The following is a 22,074-nucleotide window of genomic DNA, read 5'->3' as shown; positions in this document are numbered from 1 at the left end:
GGGTCGGAGGGTCGGTGGATCAGCGGGTCAGGGTGACGGGGATGGCGGTGGAACCGTCGTAGGCGGTTTCGCGGTGCTCGGCGTCGTCGACGCCGCCGCGTTCGTCGTCCTCGTCGATGCGCCAGCCCATCGTCACCTTCAGGCCGAGGGCGATGACGACGGTGACGATGCCGCTGAAGGCCATCGCGACCACCGCGACGATCACCTGGATGGCGAAGAGCTTCAGGCCGTAAACGCCGCCGCCGGTGAGCAGTCCCTCGCCGGAGGCCAGCAGGCCGACGCCGACGGTGCCCCACAGGCCGGCGACCAGGTGGACGCCGACGACGTCGAGCGAGTCGTCGAAACCGAAGCGGTACTTCAGCGACACGCCCAGGCACGCCAGCGCACCGCCCACGGCACCGAGGATCAGGGAGGTCACCGGCGTCAGCGCACCGGCGGCCGGGGTGATGGCGACCAGACCGGCGACGACGCCCGACGCCGCGCCGAGCGAGGTGAAGTGGCCGTAGCGGACGCGTTCGACGACGAGCCAGCCGAGCATCGCCGCGGCGGTGGCCGCGGTGGTGTTGAGCCACGCCAGGCCGGCGAAACCGTCGGCGGCGAAGGCGGAGCCGCCGTTGAAACCGAACCAGCCGAACCACAGCAGGGCCGCGCCGCTCATGACCAGCGGGAGGTTGTGCGGCCGGTGCGCCTCACGGCCGAATCCGTGGCCGCGGCCGACGACCAGGGCGAGCACCAGGGCGGCCATGCCGGCGTTGATGTGGACGACGGTGCCGCCGGCGAAGTCGATCGGCGCGACGGCCGCGACGGTCTCACCGCCTTCGGTGACGGTGCCGAAGAGCATCGCCGACAGCGAGGACGCGGATTCTCCGAGCAAACCGCCGCCCCACACCATGTGGGCCATCGGGAAGTAGGCGAACGTCGCCCACAGGCCGCTGAACACCAGCCACGTGCCGAACTTCACGCGCCCCGCCAGCGCGCCGGAGATCAGCGCGGTGGAGATGACGGCGAACGTCAGCTGGAAGCCGATGTCGATGACGTTGGCGTACCCGTTGGCGCCTTCGATGTATCGGCCGGCGTCATCGGCGATCTGCCCGGCCAAGCCGAACTGCTCGAACGGGTCGGCCACGATGCCGGCCCACGACGTCGGTCCGTAGGACATCGACCAGCCCCACAGCACGTAGACGACGCCGACCACGCCGAGCGCCCCGAAGGACATCATCATCATGTTGAGCACTGCGCGACGGCCGGTCATGCCTCCGTAGAACATGGCCAGGGCCGGCGTCATCAGCAGCACGAGCGAAGCGGAAACGAGCATCCATGCCGCGTTTCCGGAGTTGAGCGCAACCGTATCCGGTGTCATCACGTCTCCTTTGATCCTTATCGGTGTCGGGAACGAGATGATGATCCAACGGCCGTGTTACGACGGAACCCGCCGACCGGTTACGTTTCCGTCACCGATCGGCGGGTTCATGTTTCGCGGATGTTACCCCAGCAGCGCGTCGACGAAGCCCTCCGGTTCGAAGGGCGCCAGGTGGTCGGCGCCCTCGCCGAGACCGACGAGCTTGACCGGCACGCCGAGTTCGCGCTGGACCTGGAAGACGATGCCGCCCTTGGCGGTGCCGTCGAGCTTGGTCAGCACCACGCCGGTGATGTCGACGACGTCGCGGAACGTGCGGGCCTGCATCAGGCCGTTCTGGCCGACGGTGGCGTCGAGGACCAGGAGCACCTCGTCGACGGCGGCCTTCTTCTCCACGACGCGCTTGACCTTGCCCAGCTGATCCATCAGGCCGGTCTTGGTGTGCAGGCGGCCGGCGGTGTCGATGAGGACGACGTCGGCCTGGTCGTCGATGCCCTTGGCCACCGCGTCGAACGCGATGGACGCCGGGTCGGCGCCCTCGGGTCCGCGGACGGTGGTGGCGCCGACGCGGCGGCCCCAGGTCTCCAGCTGGTCGGCGGCGGCGGCGCGGAACGTGTCGGCCGCGCCGAGCAGAACATCGTGGCCCTGCGCGACGAGCACGCGGGCGAGCTTGCCGGTGGTGGTGGTCTTGCCCGTGCCGTTGACGCCGACGACGAGCACGACGGCCGGCTTGCCCTCGTGCGGCAGGGCGCGAATGGAACGGTCCATGTCGGGGCCGCACTCTTCGATGAGCACCTCGCGCAGCAGGGCGCGGGCCTCGGCCTCGGAACCGACGCCGCGGGAGGCGATGCGCTCGCGCAGCTTGTCCACCACGTTCATCGTCGCGGCGGTGCCGAGGTCCGCCATGATCAGCGTGTCCTCGATCTCCTCCCACGCGTCCTCGTCGAGATCGCCGGCGCCGAGGATGCCCAGCACCGACTGGCCGATGGCGTTTTGCGAACGGGACAGACGACCGCGCAGGCGGGAAATGCGGCCCTCGGTCGGCTCGATGTCGTCGAGCTTCTGCTCCGGCTCGACCGGCGCGACCGCCTCGGTCTCCTCGTCGGGAACGTCGGCCGGACGATCCTCCACGGGGGCGGTGTCGGCGACCGGCTCGCGGACGACCTCCGGTTCCGGTTCGGGCTCGGGCTCGGGTTCCGGTTCGGGCTCCGGTTCGATGACCTCGGTCTCGACGGGTTCGGGTTCCGGCTCAGGCTCCAGTTCCGGTTCCGGTTCCGGCTCCGGTTCGATGACCTCGGTCTCGACGGGCTCGACCTCGGGTTCGGGTTCAGGCGTGGTCGCCGGCTCGATGACCTCGGGCTCCGGTTCCTCCAGACGCGGCGGCACCGGCGGGGTCGGCGGCGTCGGCTTCGCCGGCGGGGTGCCCAGCTCCTGGCCGGGAAGCAGGTCCGGCTGCTTCTCCGGCTTCGTCGTCGGCGTGGCCGGGGCGAAGTTGAAACCACCCTGGGCCTGGTAATTGCCGGACTTTTCCTGCTGAGTCAGCTGTTCGGGAGCCTTCTTCTCCTCGAACGAGATGGTGTTCTTCTTCCGGCGGGCCAGGCCCACCAGAAGCAGAATCACCAACAGCAGCACCACGACAACCGCGGCGAGAATGATCCATTGCGTAACCGTCATGACCCCAGTCTTGCAGGTTCGCGCCCGTCAGGCGATGCGCACTCCCTTGGGCAGCTCGCCCGCGGGCACCTTCAACCGCCGGTGCGCCACGGCGACGCCGGCCCCGCCGAGCAGCAGGTTGACCGCCAAACCCGGCCCCCACTTCCAGCCCGGCGCGCCGTTGCCGGGATCCGACGCCGGTTGGAGGATCGGGTCGTCGCCCGACTCCCGCATCGATTCGGCAAGCTCGGCGCACGTCTCCGGCTGCCTCTCGGGCGCCCGGAAGGACCGGTCCACGACGTTGCGCACGATGTTGGTCACCCCCGGGGCGTCTCCGGAATGGGGCAAGGCGTCGGAAAGCACGACGACGGGATTGGGCAGGAGCAGCCATGCGATGGAACGGGTGTCCATCGTCGACACCGGGGTGACCTCCTCGCGGCACCAGCTGGCCGGGTCGTCGAGGTCGAGATTGTCGTCGTACCTGGTCAGGTAGGCGACCTGGCGGGTTTCGCGGTGCTCGGTCAATGGCATCGACAGCGCGAACACCAGGGGCAGGCCGACCGTGAGCACCGCCACGATGAGGTAGGACAGCATCGTCGACGACGCGGTCCGCGGCGTCAGCGCCGACAAGCCCAACCCCATGCCGGACACCGCCAGCAACAGCAGCGCCACCACGGCCACGCCCAGCAGCAGCGCCCACCATGTCAGGCCACCGCGGATCACCGTCCACACGAGCACCGGCAGCGACACCAGCAGGAAGGCCAGCGACGCCAGCCAGGCGGCCAGGAGCTTGCCGACGGCCACCGCCCAGGTCGACACGGGCGCCGCCTGGACGAGGGCGAGCACCCCGTCGCGGCGGTCTCCGTTGATGGACGTCGCCGTCTGCGCGGGCGCCACCAGCAGGCCCACCAGCAGCACGAACAGCAGCGTGCCTGTGGCGATGGCCTCCGCCGACGACCGGGTCCACGTGGATTCGTCGCCCATCACGCCCGGACCCACCGAATCGAAGAACAGCGTCTGCAGCACCACCGTGCCCACGAGCACGACGAACCAGGCGACCAGCAGCACCCGCCATCTCGTCGACCGGGCCCGCTGCGTCAATTCGAGGGACAGCACCTCTCGCATCGCGTTCATCGTCGCGCACCCCATTCCAGGTATCGGGATTCCAACGTTCTGCGACCGAAGGACGCCACCACCACTCCGACGGCCAGCGCGCGGGCCAACGCCGCCGACGCTTCCTGCGGTTCGGCGGAGAAATCCGCCCACTCCATTCCCGGCCCGTCGCCGGGGGCCGAGCCACCCAGCACGATGCCGAGCGCAGGGTCTTCGGTGTCGGCCCAGCCGCGCAGCGCCTCGCCCGGCCCGGCGACGGCCAACCGCCACAGGGGCGCCCGGGCGTCGGAGTCGGCGAGCACGGTGCGGCCGTCGCGCATCATGATGACGTCGTCGACCATCTCCTCCAGCTCCGGCAGGATGTGGGAACTGACGATGATCGCCGCCCCCGCATCCGCCCGACGCCGCAAAATGCGCCGCAGCGCCACCCGCGAATCGGGGTCGAGCCCGGAGGCCGGTTCGTCGAGAAGCAGCACCGCCGGATCATGGACGAGGGCCCGGGCCAGCGACAGCCGCTGCTTTTGGCCGCGCGACAGCACGCGCACGCGCTCCCCGGCGAACTCCGACAACCCCACCTCGGCGAGCAACTCGGTGGCCCGCGCATCGGCATCGCCGCGCGGCAGACCGTAGAGGCGGCCGAAGCTCGCGACGATCTCGTGCGACGTCAGGGTCTCCCACGTGCCCACCTGATCGGGCATCCACCCGATGCGGGCCCGGGCCCCCGGACCGTCGGCGGAGGGATCGGCGCCGGCGACCTCCACGCTGCCCGCATCCGGCGCCAGCAGGCCGGCGAGGACCAGCAGCAACGTCGTCTTGCCGCTGCCGTTGGGGCCGATCAAACCGGTGATCCGGCCCGGCGCAACGTCGACGTCGGCGTGGTCGACGGCCACGTGGTCGCCGAATGTCCTGCGCACGTTCCGGGCGATGATGCTCATGCCCCAACCGTATACCCGGACGGCTCCCGCTAGCTGTGCGAATCCGGCGACATCCGCTGCGAAATCACCCGCGTCACGCCATCGCCGCGCATGGTCACGCCGTAGAGCACGTTGGCCACGTCCATCGTCGGCTTCTGGTGCGTGATGACGATGAGCTGCGACGATTCGCGCAATTCCTCCAGCAGGGCGATGAGGCGCCGCAGGTTGACGTCGTCAAGCGCGGCTTCGACCTCGTCGAGGACGTAAAACGGGCTCGGCCGGGCCCGGAAGATGGCCACGAGCATCGCCAGCGCCGTCAGCGACTTCTCGCCGCCGGACAGCAGCGACAGGCGCTTGACCTTCTTGCCCGGCGGGCGTGCCTCCACCTCGATGCCGGTGGTCAGCATGTCGTCGGGTTCGGTGAGGACCAGCCGCCCCTCGCCGCCGGGGAACAGCGTGTCGAACACCTTCGGGAACTCCCGCTCCACGTCGAGCCAGGCCTCGGTGAACAGGCGCAGGATGGTGTCGTCGACTTCCTCCACCACGTCGAGCAGGTCCGCGCGGGCGCGGCGGACGTCGTCGAGCTGGGTGGCCAGGAAGTCGTGGCGTTCCTCCATCGCCTTGAATTCCTCCAGCGCCAGCGGGTTGACGCGGCCGAGCACCCGGAGGTCCTTCTCGGCGCGTTTGAGACGGGCCTCGGCTTCGGCGCGGTCGAAGTCCTCCCCCGGCGCGTGGGATTCGAGCAGGTCGGCGACGGGCACCCCGAGCTGATCGACGATGGTCTCCTCCGCCTGGTCGACGCGCAGCTGCGCTTCGGCGCGGGCGATGTCGCCGCGGTGGGCGCCGTCGGTGAGTTCGGCGACGCGTTTGGCGGCGGCCGAGGCGTCGGCGCGGGCCTTGTTCAGCTCGGCGCCGATGGCATTGCGGGCGGCGTCGAGTTCGTCGCGGTCGGCGGCGGCGCGTTCCAGCGACACCGATACCTGCTGCGCGACGTCGCCGGACAACTCGGCGACGGTCGCGGCCAGCAGGCGGGAGCGTTCCCGGCGCACCTGGGCAGCTTCGTGGCGGGCGCGGGCCTGGCGTTCCGACATTGCTTGACGACGAAGCCGTTCGGCCTTGCCCCGCACTCCACCCGAGCGTTCCTCCGCCGTGCGCAGCGCCAGCCGGGCCTCGGTTTCCATGGCGCGGGCCTGGGCGAGCGCCGCGGCGGCGTGGTCGCGTTCCTCCGTGGAGGGCTCGCCCTCGGCCGGATCGTCGTCGACGCGGGCCAGACGGTCGGAAACCTCGTCGAGTTCGGCGCGCAGGGTCACCAGCCGGGACTCGGCCTCCTCGCGGCGGGCGGCGGCGCGCTCGGCGTCATGGTCGACCCCGGCCAACTGCGACTGGGCGCGGGTGCGGGCGTCCTTCAGCGCCTTCAGGCCGCGCTCGTGTTCGCGCAGGGCGGCGCGGGCCGCTGCGGCGTCGGTGCGGCGGTCCTCCTCCTCGGCGGCCGCACCGGACAGTACGCCGGCCAGATCGGCGAGATCGGCGCGGGCGGCGGCCAATTCCTCTTCCGCCGCCGCGATGACCGCGCCGATCTCCACGCTGGACCGCGCGCCGCCGGCACCGCCGGACACCCACCCCGGCCCATGGAGACGTCCGTCGGCGGTGGCGGCGCGCAACCGGTTGTCCTCGTCGACCACGCGGCGGGCGGTGGCGGCGTCGGGGCACAGCACCACGTCGACGAGCAGCGCCGACAACGCGGCCGCCAGCTCCGCCGGATGGTCGACGACGTCGAGCGCCCACGTGCACCCCGGAGGGGCGTCGACGTCGAGGCGCCACCCCTCGCCCGCCCGGGGTTCCACGATGGTGGCGTGGCCGGCTTCGGCGTCGGCGAGCTGGGAGATCAAGTCGTCGGCCGAGTGATCCGGCGCGCCCTCGTCGCCGGCGACCAGGGCTTCCGCGGCGGGGCCGAGGGCGGCGGCGATGGCGGAATCCCACCCGCCCGTGACGTGCAGGGCACCGGACAACGGCGGCAGGCCGTGGGTGTCGCGCAACCACCCCGCGCCGTCGGTGGCGGCGGCCCGGCGGGAGGCGTCGAGCGCCTCGATGCGGGCGGACAGGCCCGACACGGTCTTTTCCAGCGTCCGCTCCCGGTCACGCAATTCCTTCACCCGCGCGGTGGCGGCGGCGGACTCGGCGTCGGCGCGCTCGTGGGCGCGGGCGAGCTCGGGGCCGGCGGTTTCGGCTTCGGCCAACGCTTCGGCGGCGTCGTCGAGGGCGTCGGCGGCGTCGTCACGGCGCTGTCCCGCTTCGGCGACGTGCTCGGCCAGACGCGCGGATTCGGCTTCGGCGGACTCGATGCGTGCACGCAGCGATTCCTCGGCGGCGACGAGGCGGACGACGCCCTCACGCCGGTCGGCCAACGCCCGGACCTGGGCCATGTGCTCGGATTCGGCGGCGCGGAAGGCGTCCTCGGCCTCGCCCAGCACGTCCCGGACCGACTCGAGTCGTTCGCGGGCCTCGGATTCCGCCTCCGCCAGCTCCTCTTCCTCGGCGGCGGCGCGCTCGGCGCGGGCCTCCAACTCCTCCGGATCCTGCCCCGTCCACGGCACGGGCCCCGCATCGGCGGCACGGTCGGCGGCGATGCGGCGGGTCGCGCCCACCCGCTCCGCCAACGCGGACAAACGGAACCACAGGTCGCGGGCGGCGTCGGCGCGCGGGACGAGGTCTTCCAACTCCGACTCGAGCTCGTCGCGACGTTCGGCCGCGGCTTCGGCCACCTGCTCCTCGGCCGCCACCTTCGCGGCGACCATTCTGGCCTGCTCGGCGGCGTCGTCAAGCGCTTCCCGCAATGCGACGAGATCGGCCGCCGCCAACGCCAACTTCGCCTCCCGCAGATCCGCTTGCACGGTCTGCGCGCGGCGGGCGGCCTCCGCCTGCCGGGCCAGGGGCTTGAGCTGACGACGCAACTCCCCCACCAGATCCTCGAGACGGTCGAGATTGCTCTGCATCGACTGCAGTTTGCGCTGGGCCTTTTCCTTGCGACGGCGGTGCTTGAGCACGCCGGCGGCTTCCTCGATGAACGCGCGACGCTCTTCCGGCCGCGACTCCAGGATCTGGGACAGCCGCCCCTGACCGACGATGACGTGCATCTCGCGGCCGATGCCGGAATCGCTGAGCAACTCCTGGACGTCCATGAGCCGACAGCGCGAACCGTTGATCTCGTACTCGCTGGCGCCGTCGCGGAACATGCGGCGCGTCACCGACACTTCCGAGTAGCCGATCGGCAGCGCACCGTCGGCATTGTCGATGGTCAGCGTCACCTCGGCGCGCCCCAGCGGCTTGCGGCCCGACGTGCCGGCGAAGATGACGTCCTCCATCTTCCCGCCGCGCAGGGTCTTCGCGCCCTGCTCGCCCATCACCCACGCCAGGGCGTCGACGACGTTGGACTTGCCGGAGCCGTTCGGGCCGACGACCGCGCAGATGCCCGGCTCGAACTTCAGCGTGGTCGCCGACGCGAAGGACTTGAATCCTTTGAGGGTCAGCGATTTGAGGTGCACGGCTGATCATTGTGCCATGTCGCGGGCCTGAACTGCACCGCGCGCGCCCACCCGTGGCCGGGATATCATGCCCGCATGAGCATCCACGTGACCAATCCGGATGAGGGGCTGTCCCCGCGTACCAGCCATCCCCGGTTCGTCGAACTCGCGCCCGAGGGCTTCTACTCCGAAATCGACGAGTTCGCCCCGTTCGGCAACGACTCCGGCGCCGACGTCCTGGTCGTCCTCGAGGAACTGGCCGAATCCGACGGTGACGGCGTCGACGCCCTCGACGCGCTCCATGAACTCCTGTCCGACTGGGACTTCGGCATCGACCCGGAGTTGTTCGGCGCCGGCGACGACGACGTGCGGGCCTGGGTCGCGCAAAACCCGGCGGAGGTGCACGCGCTGGCCGCCGAAGCCCAGGCCCGCATCGCCGCCGCCATCGGATGGGTCAAGATCACCGGCACCGCCGATGAGCGACTCCTCCGTGTCGGCGAGCAGGGCGCCCGCGTCCTCGGCATCCTCGACCCCGGGGAACATCGGGAAGATCATCTCGCCGCCGTCGCGGAAATTCGCGAGTTCCTCGCGGCTGCGGCGTCGTAGGCGGACGGCGCCCCTACTTTCTGGCGAACCCCTCGTAACCGCCCCGGGCGGCGCCGACGTCGGCGACGACGGTGGAGACGGATCCCGGCGCGTCGGGGCTCTCGAGCCACTCAAGCAGCGCCTTGCAGGCCGACCCGGGCCCCTCGGCGATGACCAGCACCCGACCATCCGGGTAGTTCTTCGCGTAACCGGTCAGGCCCAGCTCCAGGGCCCGCACGCGGGTATCCCACCGGAACCCGACGCCCTGCACGTGTCCGTGGACCCAGGCGGTGAGGCGAACGGGTGCGGTGGTCATCGGATGACCCCGGTAGAGCCACCGGCGTCGGCGCGCACGGTCATGGGGTCGGAACCGTCCCAGCATTCGATGTTGGCGTGGCCCCGGATGCCCGGCAGGTCGTCCCGGTGGAACACGGGGTTGAGTCCCTTGGCCCTCTGCGCCGAATAATTGGCCAGAAGCGCGACGGCCACTCCGCCCAGCGGCAGGATCGCGGCGAGGTTGATGGTGGCCATCAGAGCGGAGAACACGTCGGCCAGCGCCCACACCAGCGGCACCGACCCCAACGCCCCGCCGAGCACGCACAGCATGATCAACGCGCGCACCCCGTTGAGCACCGCCTTATTTCCGGTGAGGAAGGGCACGTTGGCCTCGGCGTAGTAGTAGTTGCCGATGATCGACGAAAACGCCAGGAAGAAGATGATCACCGTCACCGCGTGAATCGCCCACCCGCCGACCTGCGCGGCCAACGCCGCCTGCGTCAGCGCCGTGCCTTCCGCGCCCGTTCCGTACTCCGGATTCGACAGCAGGATGATGACCGCGGTCACGGTGCAGACGATGATCGTGTCGAAGTACACGCCGAGGGTCTGGATCAGACCCTGCTTGCACGGGTGCGACACCGACGACGTCGCCGCGGCGTTCGGGGTGGAGCCCATGCCGGCCTCGTTGGAGAACAGGCCGCGGCGCACGCCCTGCATGATCGCCGTACCCACGGCCGCACCGGCGATCTCCCGGATGCCCAGGGCGTGCTCGACGATGAGCGCCAGCATCCCCGGCACCTTGCGCCAGTTGATGGCCAACACGATCAGGCCCAGGGCGATGTAGGCGACGGCCATGACGGGCACGACGACCTGCGTGAACTTCGAGATGCGCTGCACGCCGCCGAAGATGATCACGCCCGTCGCCGCGGCGAGCACCAGGCCGATGGCGGTCTTCATTCCGGTCGAATCCCGACCGGTGGACTCGGCGACGGCGGCGGTGATGGAGTTCGACTGCACGGCGTTGAACACGAACCCGTAGGTCACGGTGATGGCCAGCGCGAAGAGGACGGCCAGCCACCGGAACTTCTCGCCCAGGCCACGGGTGATGTAGTACGCCGGACCGCCCCGGTAGGAATCCCGGTCCTTCACCTTGTACAGCTGCGCCAGCGTCGACTCCACGAAACTGGTCGCGCCGCCGATGATGGCCAGCAGCCACATCCAGAACACCGCACCGGGGCCGCCGGTGGAAATGGCCACCGCCACGCCGGCGACGTTGCCGGTGCCCACGCGCGACGCCGCGGAAATGGTGAACGCCTTGAAGCTGGAGATTCCCTTGACGCCCTCGGAAATCTCCGACGGCTTTTCGCCGATGGCGCGGAACATGTCCGGCAGGTAGCGGATCTGCACCACGAACGTCCTGGCGCAGAAGTACAGGCCCGTCGCGACGAGCAATCCGATCATGAACAGCCAGTACTTGTCGTTCCAGGCCGTCACCGCGTCCGTGGCGCTTTCCATCCAGGTCATGGATGGAACTCTAGACCCCCGTCGACGGCGGGTAAACGCCTTGACAGGAACCGGAGCATCACCATGGCGGCGATCGCCCACCACAGGTACGAGTTGCCGACCACGTGCCAGAACACGCTCCAGTCCAGTTCACGGCCTTGTTCGGCGGGGGCCAACGCCTGCGGTTCGAGGGCGAAGCACACCAATCCGGAGGCGACGAACACCCACGGCAGAACCCCGACATCCGTCCCGCGCAACGCCAGGACGGCCACGGCGACGAGCATCACCGGCACCCACACCCAGTGGTGGGACCACGACACGGGCGAGGCCAGCAGGCCGAACAGCGAGTTGGCGCACACGGCGAGGAACGGGTGGCCGTCGTGAAGCAAACGCACCATGACGGCGACCGTGGCCAGAAACGCAACCAGCACCAGCGCCAGCCACAATCCCGAACCGCCGTCGTCGGTGTGCAGGCCCAGGCGCCACAACTCGGCGTCGATGGACTGGTTCGAGGCGTACATCGGCCCGCCGATGCGGCCGGTGTCGGCCAGCGTGTCCAGCCAATACTTCGTGGAATCGGCCGGCACGACCAGGTGCCCGAGGAGCGTCAGCCCGCCGGCCGACGCCGCGATGCGCGCGATGCCGGCCCAGTCCCGTCGCAGCAGGAACCAGAGCCCGAACACCGCCGGCGTCAGCTTGATCGCGATCGCAGCACCGGTGAGCAGCCCCCGGAAGCGGGGCGGGACGACGAGGGCGTCGATGGTCACGAGCATCATCAAGATGACGTTGATCTGGCCGAACCCGATGGTCGTGTGCACCGGCCCGAACCACAGCAGGGCGGCGGTCAACGCCAGCGCAAGCCATCCCGCGTCGACGACGCGCAGGCCCCCGAGCTTGACGACGACCACCCGCAGCACCCACCACAGCGACGCCATCGATGCGGCCGCGACGAGCAGAAACGTCAGCTGCAGCGGGATCATCGCAAGCGGCGCGAAAAGCACCGCGGCGACCGGCGGGTACGTGAACGGCAGCCACACGTCCGTGGACGTCGGGAAGGCGCCGTCGTACAGCGGCAAACCGTCGAGGAGGCGACGCCCGCCCACCGCGTAGACGTCGGCGTCGAGGAAATAACGAGGCCGCCCGGAAAAATCGACGAGCTTCGTCGCCGCCAACGCCGCAAACGCGACGACGATGACGGCGCGGACCCAACCGTGCCGGACGAACCCGGCGATGCGGTCGAGGGGCGCGTGCGCGGACTCTGCCGCGGAATCGGTGACGTGGTGAATCATGCGGCCTTTCGGGGGAGCCGCTGGCAACGCGGACAGAAGAAACTGGAACGGTTCATGAACGTCGCGCGCACGATGGGAGCGCCGCAGCGACCGCACGGCTCACCCTCGCGGCCGTAGGCCTCCAGGTCCCGGGCAAAGTACCCGGACTCGCCGTTGACGTTGACGTACAGGGCGTCGAAGCTGGTGCCGCCGACCTCGATCGCCCGCCCCATCACCTCGCGCCCGGCGCGCAGCAGCTTGGCCAGGATGCGCACCGACACCTCGTCGGCCGGAGTTTCCCCGTGGACCCGGGCCGCCCACAACATCTCGTCGGCGTAGATGTTGCCGATGCCCGAGACCACCTCCTGGTTGAGCAGCACCCGCTTGATGCCGCTGGTGCGCCGCCGGATGACGTGCGCCAGGGCCACCGGATCGACGCGCGGATCCATCAGATCGCGGGCGATGTGCGACGCCGGAACCGGAACACCGTCGGCGTCGGCGTCGCAGGCCCACACCCACCCGAAGGTGCGCTGATCGCGGAACTGCAGCGTCGCGCCATCGAGTTCCACCACAGTCCGGACATGCGGCGACGGCGGCGTATCGGGCCCGGGAATGATGAGTTGACCGCTCATCCCCAAATGGATGAGCAACGTCGACTCGTCGTCAAGCGACAGCCACAAAAACTTGCCGCGCCGCCCCGTACCCGTGATCGTGCGGCCCACCAGGCGCGCGGCGAACTCGCCTTCGCCACCGGGCTGGCGGCGCACCGCACGGTCGCGCAGCACCCGCGCCCCGGTGATGCGACGACCGCGGACGTGGGGATCGAGACCCAGGCGGATGGTCTCCACCTCGGGAAGTTCGGGCACCCCGCTCCCCTAACCCAGCGCCGTATGCGCTTCGTGCGCGGCGAGCATCTCGGCTTCCTTCTTCGTCGCGCCCGTCCCCCGGCCGCGCACGACGCCATCGACGAGCAGCTCCACGGAATACGTCCGGGCATGATCCGGGCCCTCCGAACTGACCACGTACTCGGCGGCCGGCAGCTTCTTCGCCGACAGCCGCTCCTGCAGCAGCGTCTTCCAGTCCCGGCCGCGCGACTGCGTCGGGGCCTCGTCGATCATCGCGTCGAACAACCGCAACACCGTCGCCTTCGACGTCTCGAAACCATGCTGCAGGTAGATCGCGCCGAGCAGCGCCTCCACCGTGTCCGCCAGAATCGAATGCTTGTCGGCGCCACCCGTGGCCTTCTCGCCGCGGCCCAGCAGAATGTGCGGGCCCAGCTCGATGCGCCGCGCCAGATCGGCCAGGGCGTACATGTTCACCACGCCGGCGCGCATCTTCGAAATGTCCTGCTCCGCCCGGTCCGGGAAACGCCGGTACAGCTCCTCGGCGACGCACATGCCCAGCACCGCGTCACCCAGGAACTCCAGGCGCTCGTTGTTGGACAGGTTGCCGTTTTCGTTGGCGAAGCTGCGATGCGTCAACGCCAGGCACAGGCGATCGTCCTCGAGCTCGACCCCCAGACGCTCCAGCAACGGGGCATGGTCGACCGACGTGAACGCCGCCTGCCGCGCCGCCTCACCGCTCAGGCGCCGCTTCCTGCTCACTTGCCCTCCCCGGCATCCGCAGCATCGTCGGAGCGCAGGTCACCGAATTTCTCGGCCAGACCCGCCCACCGCGGATCGGGAGCGTTCTCCTGCTCACCGGATACTCCATCGGGCGCGGGCACCCCGGTCTCGTCGCCGCGGCACGGGCGATCCTCGATCGTCTCGCACGTCGGGTTGAACGGCAGCGACAGCACCACCTCGTCGATGACGGCCTGCGTGATGTCCGCCAGGTCGCCCACGAGCGCGGGAACGTCGTCGGCGACGTCCTCGTCGTCGTCTTCGCCATCGGAGACGACGAACCCCTCGCCCGCCGAAAAGACGGTGGACACGTGGATGTCGAGTTCATCGGACAGATCGCCGAGGCACCGCACACACCGGCCCGTCAGCGGAGCCCGGACATCGGCGTCGACGAGCACGCCACCGCCGAGCGGGGTGATCACGCCGTCGAGACGGACCTCGGTCCCCGGCTGCACCGCGATCATCTCGGCGCCGATGCGCTCGGGGGAATCGCCGACACGGGAAAAGGGCTCGGGGGCGCCTTCGCGCAGCACCCGGCCCACGTCAAACACGAAAGGGGAATCGGCACTCATAATGCCGTCATCCTACCTCCCCCGCCGGGTTCCCACCCCGGCGGTCGGAGTCAGCGCCGGTAGTCGCCGCCGTGGTCGTACTGGCGGTCCGAACCGTAGTCGTCGCGGCCATCGCGACCCTCGCGGTCGCCCATCGCACCGGAGGCGCCGGCGCCCTTGCGCAGCGCGGCGCGATCGCGGCCGACCGAACGCAGGGTCTCCGACAGCGACGCCTCGAACTCGGCGAGCTTGTCGTCGACGTACACGTCGCACTCGCCGCGCAGACGCTTCGAATCGGCGTAGGCGGACTCGATGACCCGGCGGGCCTCCTCGTTGGCCTCGTGGACCACCGTCGACTCCGACACCAGGCGCTCCTGCTCGGCCAGGCCGTCCTGGACGGAACGGTCGTAGGCCGCGTTGCCGGACGCGATCAGACGATCGGCCTCCGCGGCGGCGCGCTCGGTGACCTGGTGGTACTCGCGGTCGGCGTCCTCGCGGCGACGGGCCGCCTCCTCCTGGGCCTCGGCGACGGTGGCGTGGGCGCGATTCTCGGCGTCCTCCACCATGCGGCGGGCCCGGTCCTCGGCCTCGTCCATGATCCGGCGGGCCTCCTCCTCGGCCGCCGCAATCGACTCGGCGGCCGACGCCTCGGCGTCGCCGATGATGACGTCGCGCTGATCGAGCACGTCCTGGGCGTCGTCCAGCTCCGCGGGGAAGGCGTTGCGCAGTTCGTCGAGAAGCACCAGCACATCGCGCCGCGGCACCATGCAGTTGGCCGTCATCGGAACGCCATAGGCCTCCTCGACGGTCTGGACAAGTTCATCGAGGGATTCGAAAACACGGTACATGCCGCTCAGGGTACGCGATGACCTGCATGTTCGCGGTGATTGCAGGCCACGGCGTTTTGCGGTGCGACCTCCCCGGTCAGTACACCTAGGTCAGGCGCGCCCGAAGCGCCTTCTGCACCGGCGCCGGCACGAGCCCCTCGACCGAACCGCCGTAGCGCACGACCTCCTTCATCAGGGTCGACGACACGTGGCCGTACTTCGGATCCGCCTCGATGAACAGCGTGTCCACGCCGGACATGCGGCGGTTCATCTGCGCCATGGGCACCTCGTACTCGTAGTCCATGGCCGAACGCAGACCCTTGACCAACGTCGCGATGCCGCGCTCGGTGGTGTAGTCCACCAGCAGCTTCGACCACGAATCGACGCGGACGTTGTCCAAGTGGGCGGTGCATTCCTCGATCAGGCGCATCCGCTCCTCCGGGGTGAACATCCCCTGCTTGTTCGGGTTGTGGGTGACCAGCACGGTGACCTCGTCGAAAAGCGCGGCGGCGCGCTGGATGACGTCGAGGTGGCCGTTGGTCAGCGGGTCGTACGAACCGGGGCAACAGGCATGGGTCATCGGTCTTCCCCTCGTCGGTAGATCGCGGTGTCGAAGCGGGCCAGGCCGTGGATTCGGCGTTTGAGCTTCTGCTCCAGGATGCCGTATCCCGCGGGCCAGACGGTTTCGTCGTCGGCGGAGTGACGCTCGACGGTGACCACGGCGCCGTCGCGCAACGCCGGACGCAGCGCCTCCAGCATCTCCGTCACCGCCTCCCCCGCCAGCTCATAGGGCGGGTCGGCGATGACCCGGTCGAAATGATCGGCCGGGGCGCCGGCCAGGTACGTCGACGCCTTCATCTCCGCCACGCTCACCCGGGGATGGCCGACGGTTTCGATGTTGCGCCGGATCGCCCGGCACGCGGCGGCATCGGACTCGACCAGGACGACCTCGTCCGCGCCGCGCGACGCCGCCTCCAGACCCAGCGCACCGGAACCGGCGAACAAGTCCAGCACGGTGGTGCCCTCGATGCCGAAGCGCGACGACCATGACGAAAAGATCGCCTCCCGCGCCCGGTCCGACGTCGGCCGGGTGCCGTCGCCCTTCGGGGTCACCAACCTCCGGCCGCGCGCGACGCCGGCGATGATGCGGGTCATCGGCCGTCGCCCTTCGGCGTCAGCGTCACCAGCGGGTCGCCGCCGGAAACGTCGGAAAAGTCCTCCACCAGCACCGACGCCACCGTCGCGGGGCAGGGCGCGGGCACGGGGGCCTCCAGCTTCACGGCCTCGACCACCGCGACCGGCACCCCGGCGGTCACGTCGTCGCCCTCGGCGACCTGCAGCCGCGCCACGCCCGCGAAGGGGGCGCACACGACCACGGCGCCGTCGTCACCGTTCGTTTCGCTCATGGCCACGAGTCTACGGACGCGGCGCGGCATGGCGCGGATCCGGGTCAACTCCGCTCCAGGTACCCGGCCTGTTCGTCGGTGATGTCGTAGGTCAACCGCCGCGCGTAGTCGGGAATCTCGGCGGCCAGTTTGGCGGCGTCCTTCCGCGCCCGCTCGATGATGCGGCCGTCCTCGCCGAGGTCGAGCAGCCCCAGGCCCGCCGCCAGACCCGACTGTCCCTCGCCCAGCACGTCGCCGTGTTTGCGGGTGCGCACGTCGATTTCGGCGAGCCGGAAACCGTCGTTGGTCTCCGCGATGGCGTCGAGCCTGGCCCGCTCCGGCGTGCCCTGCCACGTTTCGGTGCACAGGAAGCAGATGCCCTCCAGGTCGCCGCGGCCGATGCGTCCGCGCAGCTGGTGGAGCTGGGAGACGCCGTAGCCTTCGGCGCGGCGGATCATCATCACCGTCGCCTCGGGGACGTCGACGCCGACTTCGATCACCGTCGTCGCCACCAGCACCGACGTGCGCCCGGTCACGAAGTCCGCCATCGCCGCGGCCTTCTCCTCCGGCGTCATCCGCCCATGCAGGAATCCGACGTCGACGCCCGGCAGGTTGCGGCGCGCCAGGTCGAAATTGTCCTCCACCGATTCGCCCTCGCCGAGGATGCGCGGCGACACGATGAACGCCCGGTGCCCCAACGCGGCCTGCTCGCGGATGACCTCCCAGGCGCGCGCCTCCCATGTTGGCTTTTCGACGCTCGGCACCACCACCGTGGTCACCTGCCGCCGCTGCCCCGGCAACTCGGCCAGCTCGGAGACGTCGAGATCGCCGAAGACGGTCATGGCCAGGGTGCGCGGGATGGGAGTCGCGGTCATCACCAGCACGTGCGGCGTCATGCCGTCACGGCCCCGCTCGCGCAGCCGGTCGCGCTGGCGCACGCCGAACCGGTGCTGCTCGTCGATGACCACCAGCCCCAGGTCGAAGAAATCCACGCCCTCGCTCAGCAACGCATGCGTGCCGATGATGATCCCCGCTTCACCGGTGACGGTGTCCAGCAGCGTCGCCCGCTTCTCCCCGACCGACATCGAGCCGGTCAACAGGGCGACCCGCGCGTCCACGCCGGCGTCGTCAAGCAACCCCCGGATGGTGCGGGCATGCTGCGCCGCCAGGACCTCCGTCGGGGCGAGCAGCACGCTCTGGCGGCCCGCGTCGAGGACCTGGAGCATGGCCAGCAGCGCCACCACCGTCTTGCCGGAGCCGACCTCGCCCTGCAGCAAACGGTTCATGGGCACCGGGCGCGCCAAGTCCGCGGAGACGTCGGCGAACACGGCCTCCTGGCCGCGGGTGAGCTCGAAGGGCAGATTCGCGGCGAGACGGGACACGCGGTCGTAGTCGGTCTCCGTCGGCGGGCACTCCGGCGCCACACGGTCGGCGTTGCCGGCGCGGCGCAGGGCCAGGGCCAGCTGCAACTCCAGGGCCTCGTCGTACTTGAGTCGGTTCAACGCCGCCAACGGGCCGTCGACGCCTGGGAAATGCGCCTCCCGCAGGGCCTCGTCGAACCCCGGCAGCGCCGACGGAAACTCCGGCAACGGCTCGGCCTGGCGCGGCAACCACTGCAGCACCCGCCGGATGTACAGCGCCAACAGGATGCCCGACAGGCCCTTGCGACCCCGGTGAATCGGCAGGTAGGGCCGCGCCAGCAGACCCCTGAGCTCCGCCATCCCGTCGGCGCCGTCGATGAGCTTCTTCAGCTTCCCCGTCGCCGCCCCCGGCTTGCCGTCCGCGCCGATGACCAGGATGTCCGCGTTGGTGATCTGCGGCTGCCCCCGGAACTCGCCGAGCGTGCCCAGCACCAGCAGCCGCGTGCCGGAATGCAGCACCTTGCCCAACCACGCCTGGCCGAAAATGGGCATGGGCATGGTGCGCACGCCATCGGTGACCATGATCCGCAACGGTTGGCGGGGCCTACCCCTCGGGGTCAGCTGCGACTGGTCACCGGAGTCCGGCGTGACGACGCCGACCACCTCCACCACGGCCGTGATCGACTCCCCGACCTGCGCGTAATCGACGTTGAGACTGTGCCCCTGCGTCGCGTAGCGCTGGGGCAGGCGGCGAAGCAATTCGCCGACGGACGTGTCGCCGAGGGCGTCCTTCACCTTCTTCGCGGCCTTCGCGCCCAGGACCTCCCGCAACGGCGTCATGGCCGTCGCCGTCGACAACCAGCCCAGCATTCCCGACGCCCGCTACTCGACGCCGATCTGGGCGAGCTCGACCATGCCGTCGGCGGCGTAGGCCGTGACATCGACGCCCGGCGCGACGTCCTCCAGGCGCAGACGCAGGGCCGTGGCCGCCTCGGGGTCGACGCCGGTGCCCAGCAACACCGTGACCAGTTCGCCGCCGGAGCGCAGCATCAGCTCGACGGTGCGGGTCAGGGCGTCGGCGACGGTGTCGCCCACGACGAGGATGTCCCCGCCGACGGTGGCGAGCACGTCGCCCTTCGCGCACGGGCCGGCGGCGGTGAGCCCGGCGCTCGGTGCCTCGCCGAGGGTGGCGGTGCGCATGCCCGCCGACGCCTCGCTCATGGCGTAGGCGTCGACGGCCAGCGGAATCGTCGGGTCGTGCACGGCGACGGCGGCCAGCCCGTTGGCCAGCGTCGCCGTCGGCAGGATGGTGATCGAATGCCCGCCGGCCTGGGCCGCCAGCTCCACCTGGATGAGCTCCCGGTTGCCGACCAGCCCGTTGGGCAGCAGCAGGACGTCGCCGTCGCCGCGCAGACCCGCGATGGCGCCGAGGATCGAACCGACGACGTCGCCGTCCGGTCCCACCGGCGTCGCGCCCGCCGAGGCGAACAGATCGGAAATCGGGCCCGTCGGCGCCACGGCCAGCAGCGACCGCGACGGCGCGGCCCCGTGACCGGCACCGTCGTCGATGACTTCGATGCGGATGTTCTCCGGACGCCCGAAATCAAGGACAGCCTCGATGACCGCGCCGGCGTCGGTGGAGTGGATGTGCATCATGTGCCGGTCGCCGCCCTCGCCGGCGATGACCAGCGAATTGCCCAGCGAATGCATGGTGGCGCGGAACTCGTCCAGCCGGTCGGCGGCGACGTCGACGAGCAGCATCACCTCCAGCTCGGGGCCCTCCGGCGTGGATGGGGTGACGTGCAGATCGGGTTCTTCGGGGGCCTCGCCGGACACTTCGTCGACGAGCGCGTCGAGAAGCAACACCAGTCCCGCCCCGCCCGCGTCGACGACCCCCGCCTCACGCAGGGCCGGCAGCTGCGACGGCGTGCGCTCGAGGGCCCGGCGAGCGGCGTCGGCCGCGGCGACGATGACGCCGACGAGGTCGTCGGGATTCTCCCGCCCCGCCGCGGCGGAGGCCTGGCGCAGGACCGTGAGAATGGTTCCCTCCACCGGATCGGCGATGGCCCGGTCGACGTGTTCGACTGCGGTGCTCAGGGCCTTCTGCACGTGTTCGCCCCCGAAGCCGCCGGGGGCCGCCGCCTCCGCCAGGGCCCGCAGGACCTGCGACAGGACGGTGCCCGAGTTGCCGCGCGCGCCGCGCACCGCGCCGGTGGCCAGAGCGATGGCGATGTCATGCGCATCGAGGCGCTGATCAGAGGAGCCTTCCGCCGCGGACTCCGCTTCGGCGAGCGCCGCGGACATGGTGGCGGCCATGTTGGAGCCCGTGTCGGAATCGGGGACGGGGAAAACGTTGAGTTCGTTGATTTCCTCGCGGCGCCGGTCCAGGACGGCGACGCAGCGACGCGCCCAGTCGAGCAGGGACGTCCCATCGATGCGGGTGGGCCGGGCGGGCCGGGCGGACGAGGACATGGCGCGCATATTACAGCGTCCAGTCCACCGGCTCGGCTCCCATCGACCGCAGCGCGTCATTGGCGCGGGAAAACGGGCGCGACCCGAAAAAGCCGCGGGACGCGCTCAAGGGCGACGGGTGCGGGGAGCAGATGCACGGCACGTCGCCGAGGAGCCGCTGCGCCGTTTGAGCGTCGCGGCCCCACAGGATCGCCACCAGCGGGGCGTCGCGGCGGGCCAGGGCGCGAATCGCTTCGGCGGTGACCTCCTCCCACCCCTTGCCCCGATGCGAGGCGGGCTTGCCCGGCTGGACGGTGAGGACCCTGTTGAACAAGGCCACCCCGTTGTCCGTCCAGCGCGACAGGTCGCCGTGCTCGGGCGGCGTCAGCCCCAGGTCGGACTCGTATTCGCGGTAGATGTTCGCCAGCGACCGCGGCAACGGCCGCACGTCCGGGTGCACGGAGAAACTCAGCCCCATCGCATGCCCGGGCGTGGGATACGGATCCTGGCCGACGATGAGGACGCGGACGTCGTCGAAAGGCTTGGTGAACGCCCGCAGCACATCCTCGCCCGCCGGCAGGTAACCCCGCCCGGCGGCGTTTTCCGCACGGAGGAAGTCGCCCATCGCATGGATGCGGTCGGCGACGGGCTCCAACGCACGGGCCCACCCGGCCTCCACGGGCAGGGGACGCTGATGCCGATCGGTGACGTCGCCCATCAGAAGCTCACCCATCCCCCGCGCAACCACGGCTCGCGGCCGTCGACGGACACCGGCAGCCCCCGGTCACGGTGGACCGTGCCGATGCGACGGAATCCCGTCGGCGGCTCCCCCGGCGTCGTGCCCAGCAGCGTGTGATCCTCCCCGCCGGCAAGCACCCAGCGCCACGGGTCGGTGTCGAGGCAATCGGCGGCGGCCATGAGCAATTCCGACGGGGCGACGGCGGTTTCGTCGACGTCGATGGTGACGTTCGACGCCTCCGCGATCGCGGTCAGGTCGACGACGAGGCCATCCGAGTTATCGGTCAGGGCGTTGACGCCTGCGGCACGCGCCACCGGGCCCCGCCCGTAGGCGAAATCGGGGACCAGGTGGGCGTCGACGAGCTCCCGGAACTTCTCCGGCACCGCCGACGGCGACCCGTACCGCTTCAACATGTCCAGGCCCGCGCCGGAATGCCCGATGCGGCCGGCGGCGATGACCGCATCACCGGGACGCGCCGCCGAGCGCACCAGGGGCCGGCCGGGGCCGCCGAGCTCGCCCATCGCGGTGATGGAGATGACCAGCGACGAGCCGCCGACGACATCGCCGCCGACGAGTTCCGCGGCGCACTTGCGCCCCTGCTCCCGCAGTCCCCGCGCGATGCCGCGCACCACGTCGAGGTGCGTGCCCTCCGGGACCGACAGGCTCATGAGGATCGCCGTCGGGCGTGCCCCCATCGCCTCGATGTCGGCGAAATTCTGCACGGCGGCCTTCGCCCCCACCTGCTCGGGGGTGGACCAGTCCAGGGAAAAATGACGGCCCTCGACGAGCATGTCCGTCGACGCGATGTACCGGGCGTTGGGGGTCGTCATGGACAGCACCGCGGCATCGTCGCCGTTTCGGGCCGAAGGCGCGGCTTCCCGGATGGCGGCGATGACGGCGTGCTCGCCGGCCTCTCCAACTGTCGTCATGGTTTGGGGTCACCGTTCC

At 70.5% G+C, this 22,074-nt stretch carries 20 protein-coding genes; 1 reads left to right on the top strand and 19 read right to left on the bottom strand.

Annotated elements, in window-relative coordinates; genetic code table 11:
* Positions 1-19: 19 nt before the first annotated feature.
* The 5 genes from CFREN_RS05645 to smc form a co-directional block, all read right to left on the bottom strand.
* The gene (locus CFREN_RS05645; RefSeq protein ID WP_209653243.1) at positions 20-1,360 is read right to left on the bottom strand and encodes an ammonium transporter; all 1,341 of its coding nucleotides are present in this window, start codon (positions 1,358-1,360) and stop codon (positions 20-22) included.
* 123 nt (positions 1,361-1,483) lie between these two features.
* Positions 1,484-3,031 carry a signal recognition particle-docking protein FtsY gene (ftsY, locus tag CFREN_RS05640; protein WP_209653245.1) on the bottom strand — a complete coding sequence of 516 codons (1,548 nt, stop codon included), beginning with the start codon at positions 3,029-3,031 and terminating at the stop codon, positions 1,484-1,486.
* A gap of 27 nt (positions 3,032-3,058) precedes the next feature.
* Complete coding sequence (locus CFREN_RS05635) at positions 3,059-4,144, bottom strand: ABC transporter permease (RefSeq protein ID WP_209653247.1); 1,086 nt, start codon at positions 4,142-4,144, stop codon at positions 3,059-3,061.
* Positions 4,141-5,058, bottom strand: a complete 918-nt coding sequence (locus CFREN_RS05630) for an ABC transporter ATP-binding protein (protein WP_209653250.1) — start codon at positions 5,056-5,058, stop codon at positions 4,141-4,143. The genes CFREN_RS05635 and CFREN_RS05630 overlap by 4 nt, the downstream gene beginning before the upstream one ends.
* A 29-nt stretch (positions 5,059-5,087) precedes the next feature.
* Positions 5,088-8,579, bottom strand: coding sequence for a chromosome segregation protein SMC (gene smc / locus CFREN_RS05625; RefSeq protein ID WP_209653251.1), 3,492 nt, complete (start codon positions 8,577-8,579; stop codon positions 5,088-5,090).
* Between the two features lie 75 nt (positions 8,580-8,654).
* On the opposite strand from smc, the gene CFREN_RS05620 reads away from it, so the two are divergent.
* Positions 8,655-9,164 (top strand): hypothetical protein, encoded by a 510-nt coding sequence (locus tag CFREN_RS05620; RefSeq protein WP_209653253.1) that lies wholly within the window; start codon positions 8,655-8,657, stop codon positions 9,162-9,164.
* Positions 9,165-9,177: 13 nt separating this feature from the next.
* Here the strand turns inward: CFREN_RS05620 and CFREN_RS05615 are convergent, their stop codons facing one another.
* The 14 genes from CFREN_RS05615 to CFREN_RS05550 all read right to left on the bottom strand — a co-directional run bounded on the left by CFREN_RS05615 (position 9,178) and on the right by CFREN_RS05550 (position 22,055).
* Positions 9,178-9,459: an acylphosphatase gene (locus CFREN_RS05615; RefSeq protein ID WP_209653255.1), complete on the bottom strand. Its 282-nt coding sequence runs from the start codon at positions 9,457-9,459 to the stop codon at positions 9,178-9,180.
* Complete coding sequence (locus CFREN_RS05610) at positions 9,456-10,934, bottom strand: alanine/glycine:cation symporter family protein (protein WP_209654700.1); 1,479 nt, start codon at positions 10,932-10,934, stop codon at positions 9,456-9,458. Before CFREN_RS05610 ends, CFREN_RS05615 begins: the two co-directional genes overlap by 4 nt.
* 5 nt (positions 10,935-10,939) lie before the next feature.
* On the bottom strand, positions 10,940-12,211 hold the full coding sequence (locus CFREN_RS05605) for a glycosyltransferase 87 family protein (RefSeq protein ID WP_209653257.1): 1,272 nt from the start codon (positions 12,209-12,211) through the stop codon (positions 10,940-10,942).
* A complete protein-coding gene (gene mutM, locus CFREN_RS05600; protein ID WP_209653259.1) occupies positions 12,208-13,056 on the bottom strand; it encodes a bifunctional DNA-formamidopyrimidine glycosylase/DNA-(apurinic or apyrimidinic site) lyase in 849 nt (282 codons plus the stop codon). The genes CFREN_RS05605 and mutM overlap by 4 nt, the downstream gene beginning before the upstream one ends.
* 9 nt (positions 13,057-13,065) lie before the next feature.
* Positions 13,066-13,794, bottom strand: coding sequence for a ribonuclease III (rnc, locus tag CFREN_RS05595; RefSeq protein ID WP_070520209.1), 729 nt, complete (start codon positions 13,792-13,794; stop codon positions 13,066-13,068).
* Positions 13,791-14,384 carry a YceD family protein gene (locus CFREN_RS05590; protein WP_209653261.1) on the bottom strand — a complete coding sequence of 198 codons (594 nt, stop codon included), beginning with the start codon at positions 14,382-14,384 and terminating at the stop codon, positions 13,791-13,793. The genes rnc and CFREN_RS05590 overlap by 4 nt, the downstream gene beginning before the upstream one ends.
* Positions 14,385-14,434: 50 nt before the next feature.
* Positions 14,435-15,211 (bottom strand): F0F1 ATP synthase subunit B family protein, encoded by a 777-nt coding sequence (locus CFREN_RS05585; RefSeq protein WP_070520205.1) that lies wholly within the window; start codon positions 15,209-15,211, stop codon positions 14,435-14,437.
* Positions 15,212-15,296: 85 nt separating this feature from the next.
* Positions 15,297-15,770 carry a pantetheine-phosphate adenylyltransferase gene (gene coaD, locus CFREN_RS05580; protein ID WP_209653264.1) on the bottom strand — a complete coding sequence of 158 codons (474 nt, stop codon included), beginning with the start codon at positions 15,768-15,770 and terminating at the stop codon, positions 15,297-15,299.
* Positions 15,767-16,345, bottom strand: a complete 579-nt coding sequence (gene rsmD, locus CFREN_RS05575) for a 16S rRNA (guanine(966)-N(2))-methyltransferase RsmD (RefSeq protein ID WP_209653267.1) — start codon at positions 16,343-16,345, stop codon at positions 15,767-15,769. Before rsmD ends, coaD begins: the two co-directional genes overlap by 4 nt.
* Positions 16,342-16,596 (bottom strand): biotin/lipoyl-containing protein, encoded by a 255-nt coding sequence (locus CFREN_RS05570; protein WP_083291279.1) that lies wholly within the window; start codon positions 16,594-16,596, stop codon positions 16,342-16,344. The genes rsmD and CFREN_RS05570 overlap by 4 nt, the downstream gene beginning before the upstream one ends.
* Positions 16,597-16,640: 44 nt before the next feature.
* Positions 16,641-18,806, bottom strand: a complete 2,166-nt coding sequence (locus tag CFREN_RS05565) for an ATP-dependent DNA helicase RecG (RefSeq protein ID WP_209653268.1) — start codon at positions 18,804-18,806, stop codon at positions 16,641-16,643.
* A 12-nt stretch (positions 18,807-18,818) separates the two neighbouring features.
* The gene (locus tag CFREN_RS05560; RefSeq protein ID WP_209653271.1) at positions 18,819-20,408 is read right to left on the bottom strand and encodes a DAK2 domain-containing protein; all 1,590 of its coding nucleotides are present in this window, start codon (positions 20,406-20,408) and stop codon (positions 18,819-18,821) included.
* Positions 20,409-20,418: 10 nt separating this feature from the next.
* Positions 20,419-21,105 carry a uracil-DNA glycosylase gene (locus CFREN_RS05555; protein ID WP_070520197.1) on the bottom strand — a complete coding sequence of 229 codons (687 nt, stop codon included), beginning with the start codon at positions 21,103-21,105 and terminating at the stop codon, positions 20,419-20,421.
* Entirely contained in the window at positions 21,105-22,055 is a 951-nt protein-coding gene (locus CFREN_RS05550; protein ID WP_209653273.1) for a thiamine-phosphate kinase, read from the bottom strand. Before CFREN_RS05550 ends, CFREN_RS05555 begins: the two co-directional genes overlap by 1 nt.
* Between the last annotated feature and the right edge of the window lie 19 nt (positions 22,056-22,074).

This window comes from Corynebacterium freneyi (assembly GCF_030408835.1).
Classification (GTDB): domain Bacteria; phylum Actinomycetota; class Actinomycetes; order Mycobacteriales; family Mycobacteriaceae; genus Corynebacterium; species Corynebacterium freneyi.
This window is presented reverse-complemented; position numbering and strand designations above follow the sequence as displayed.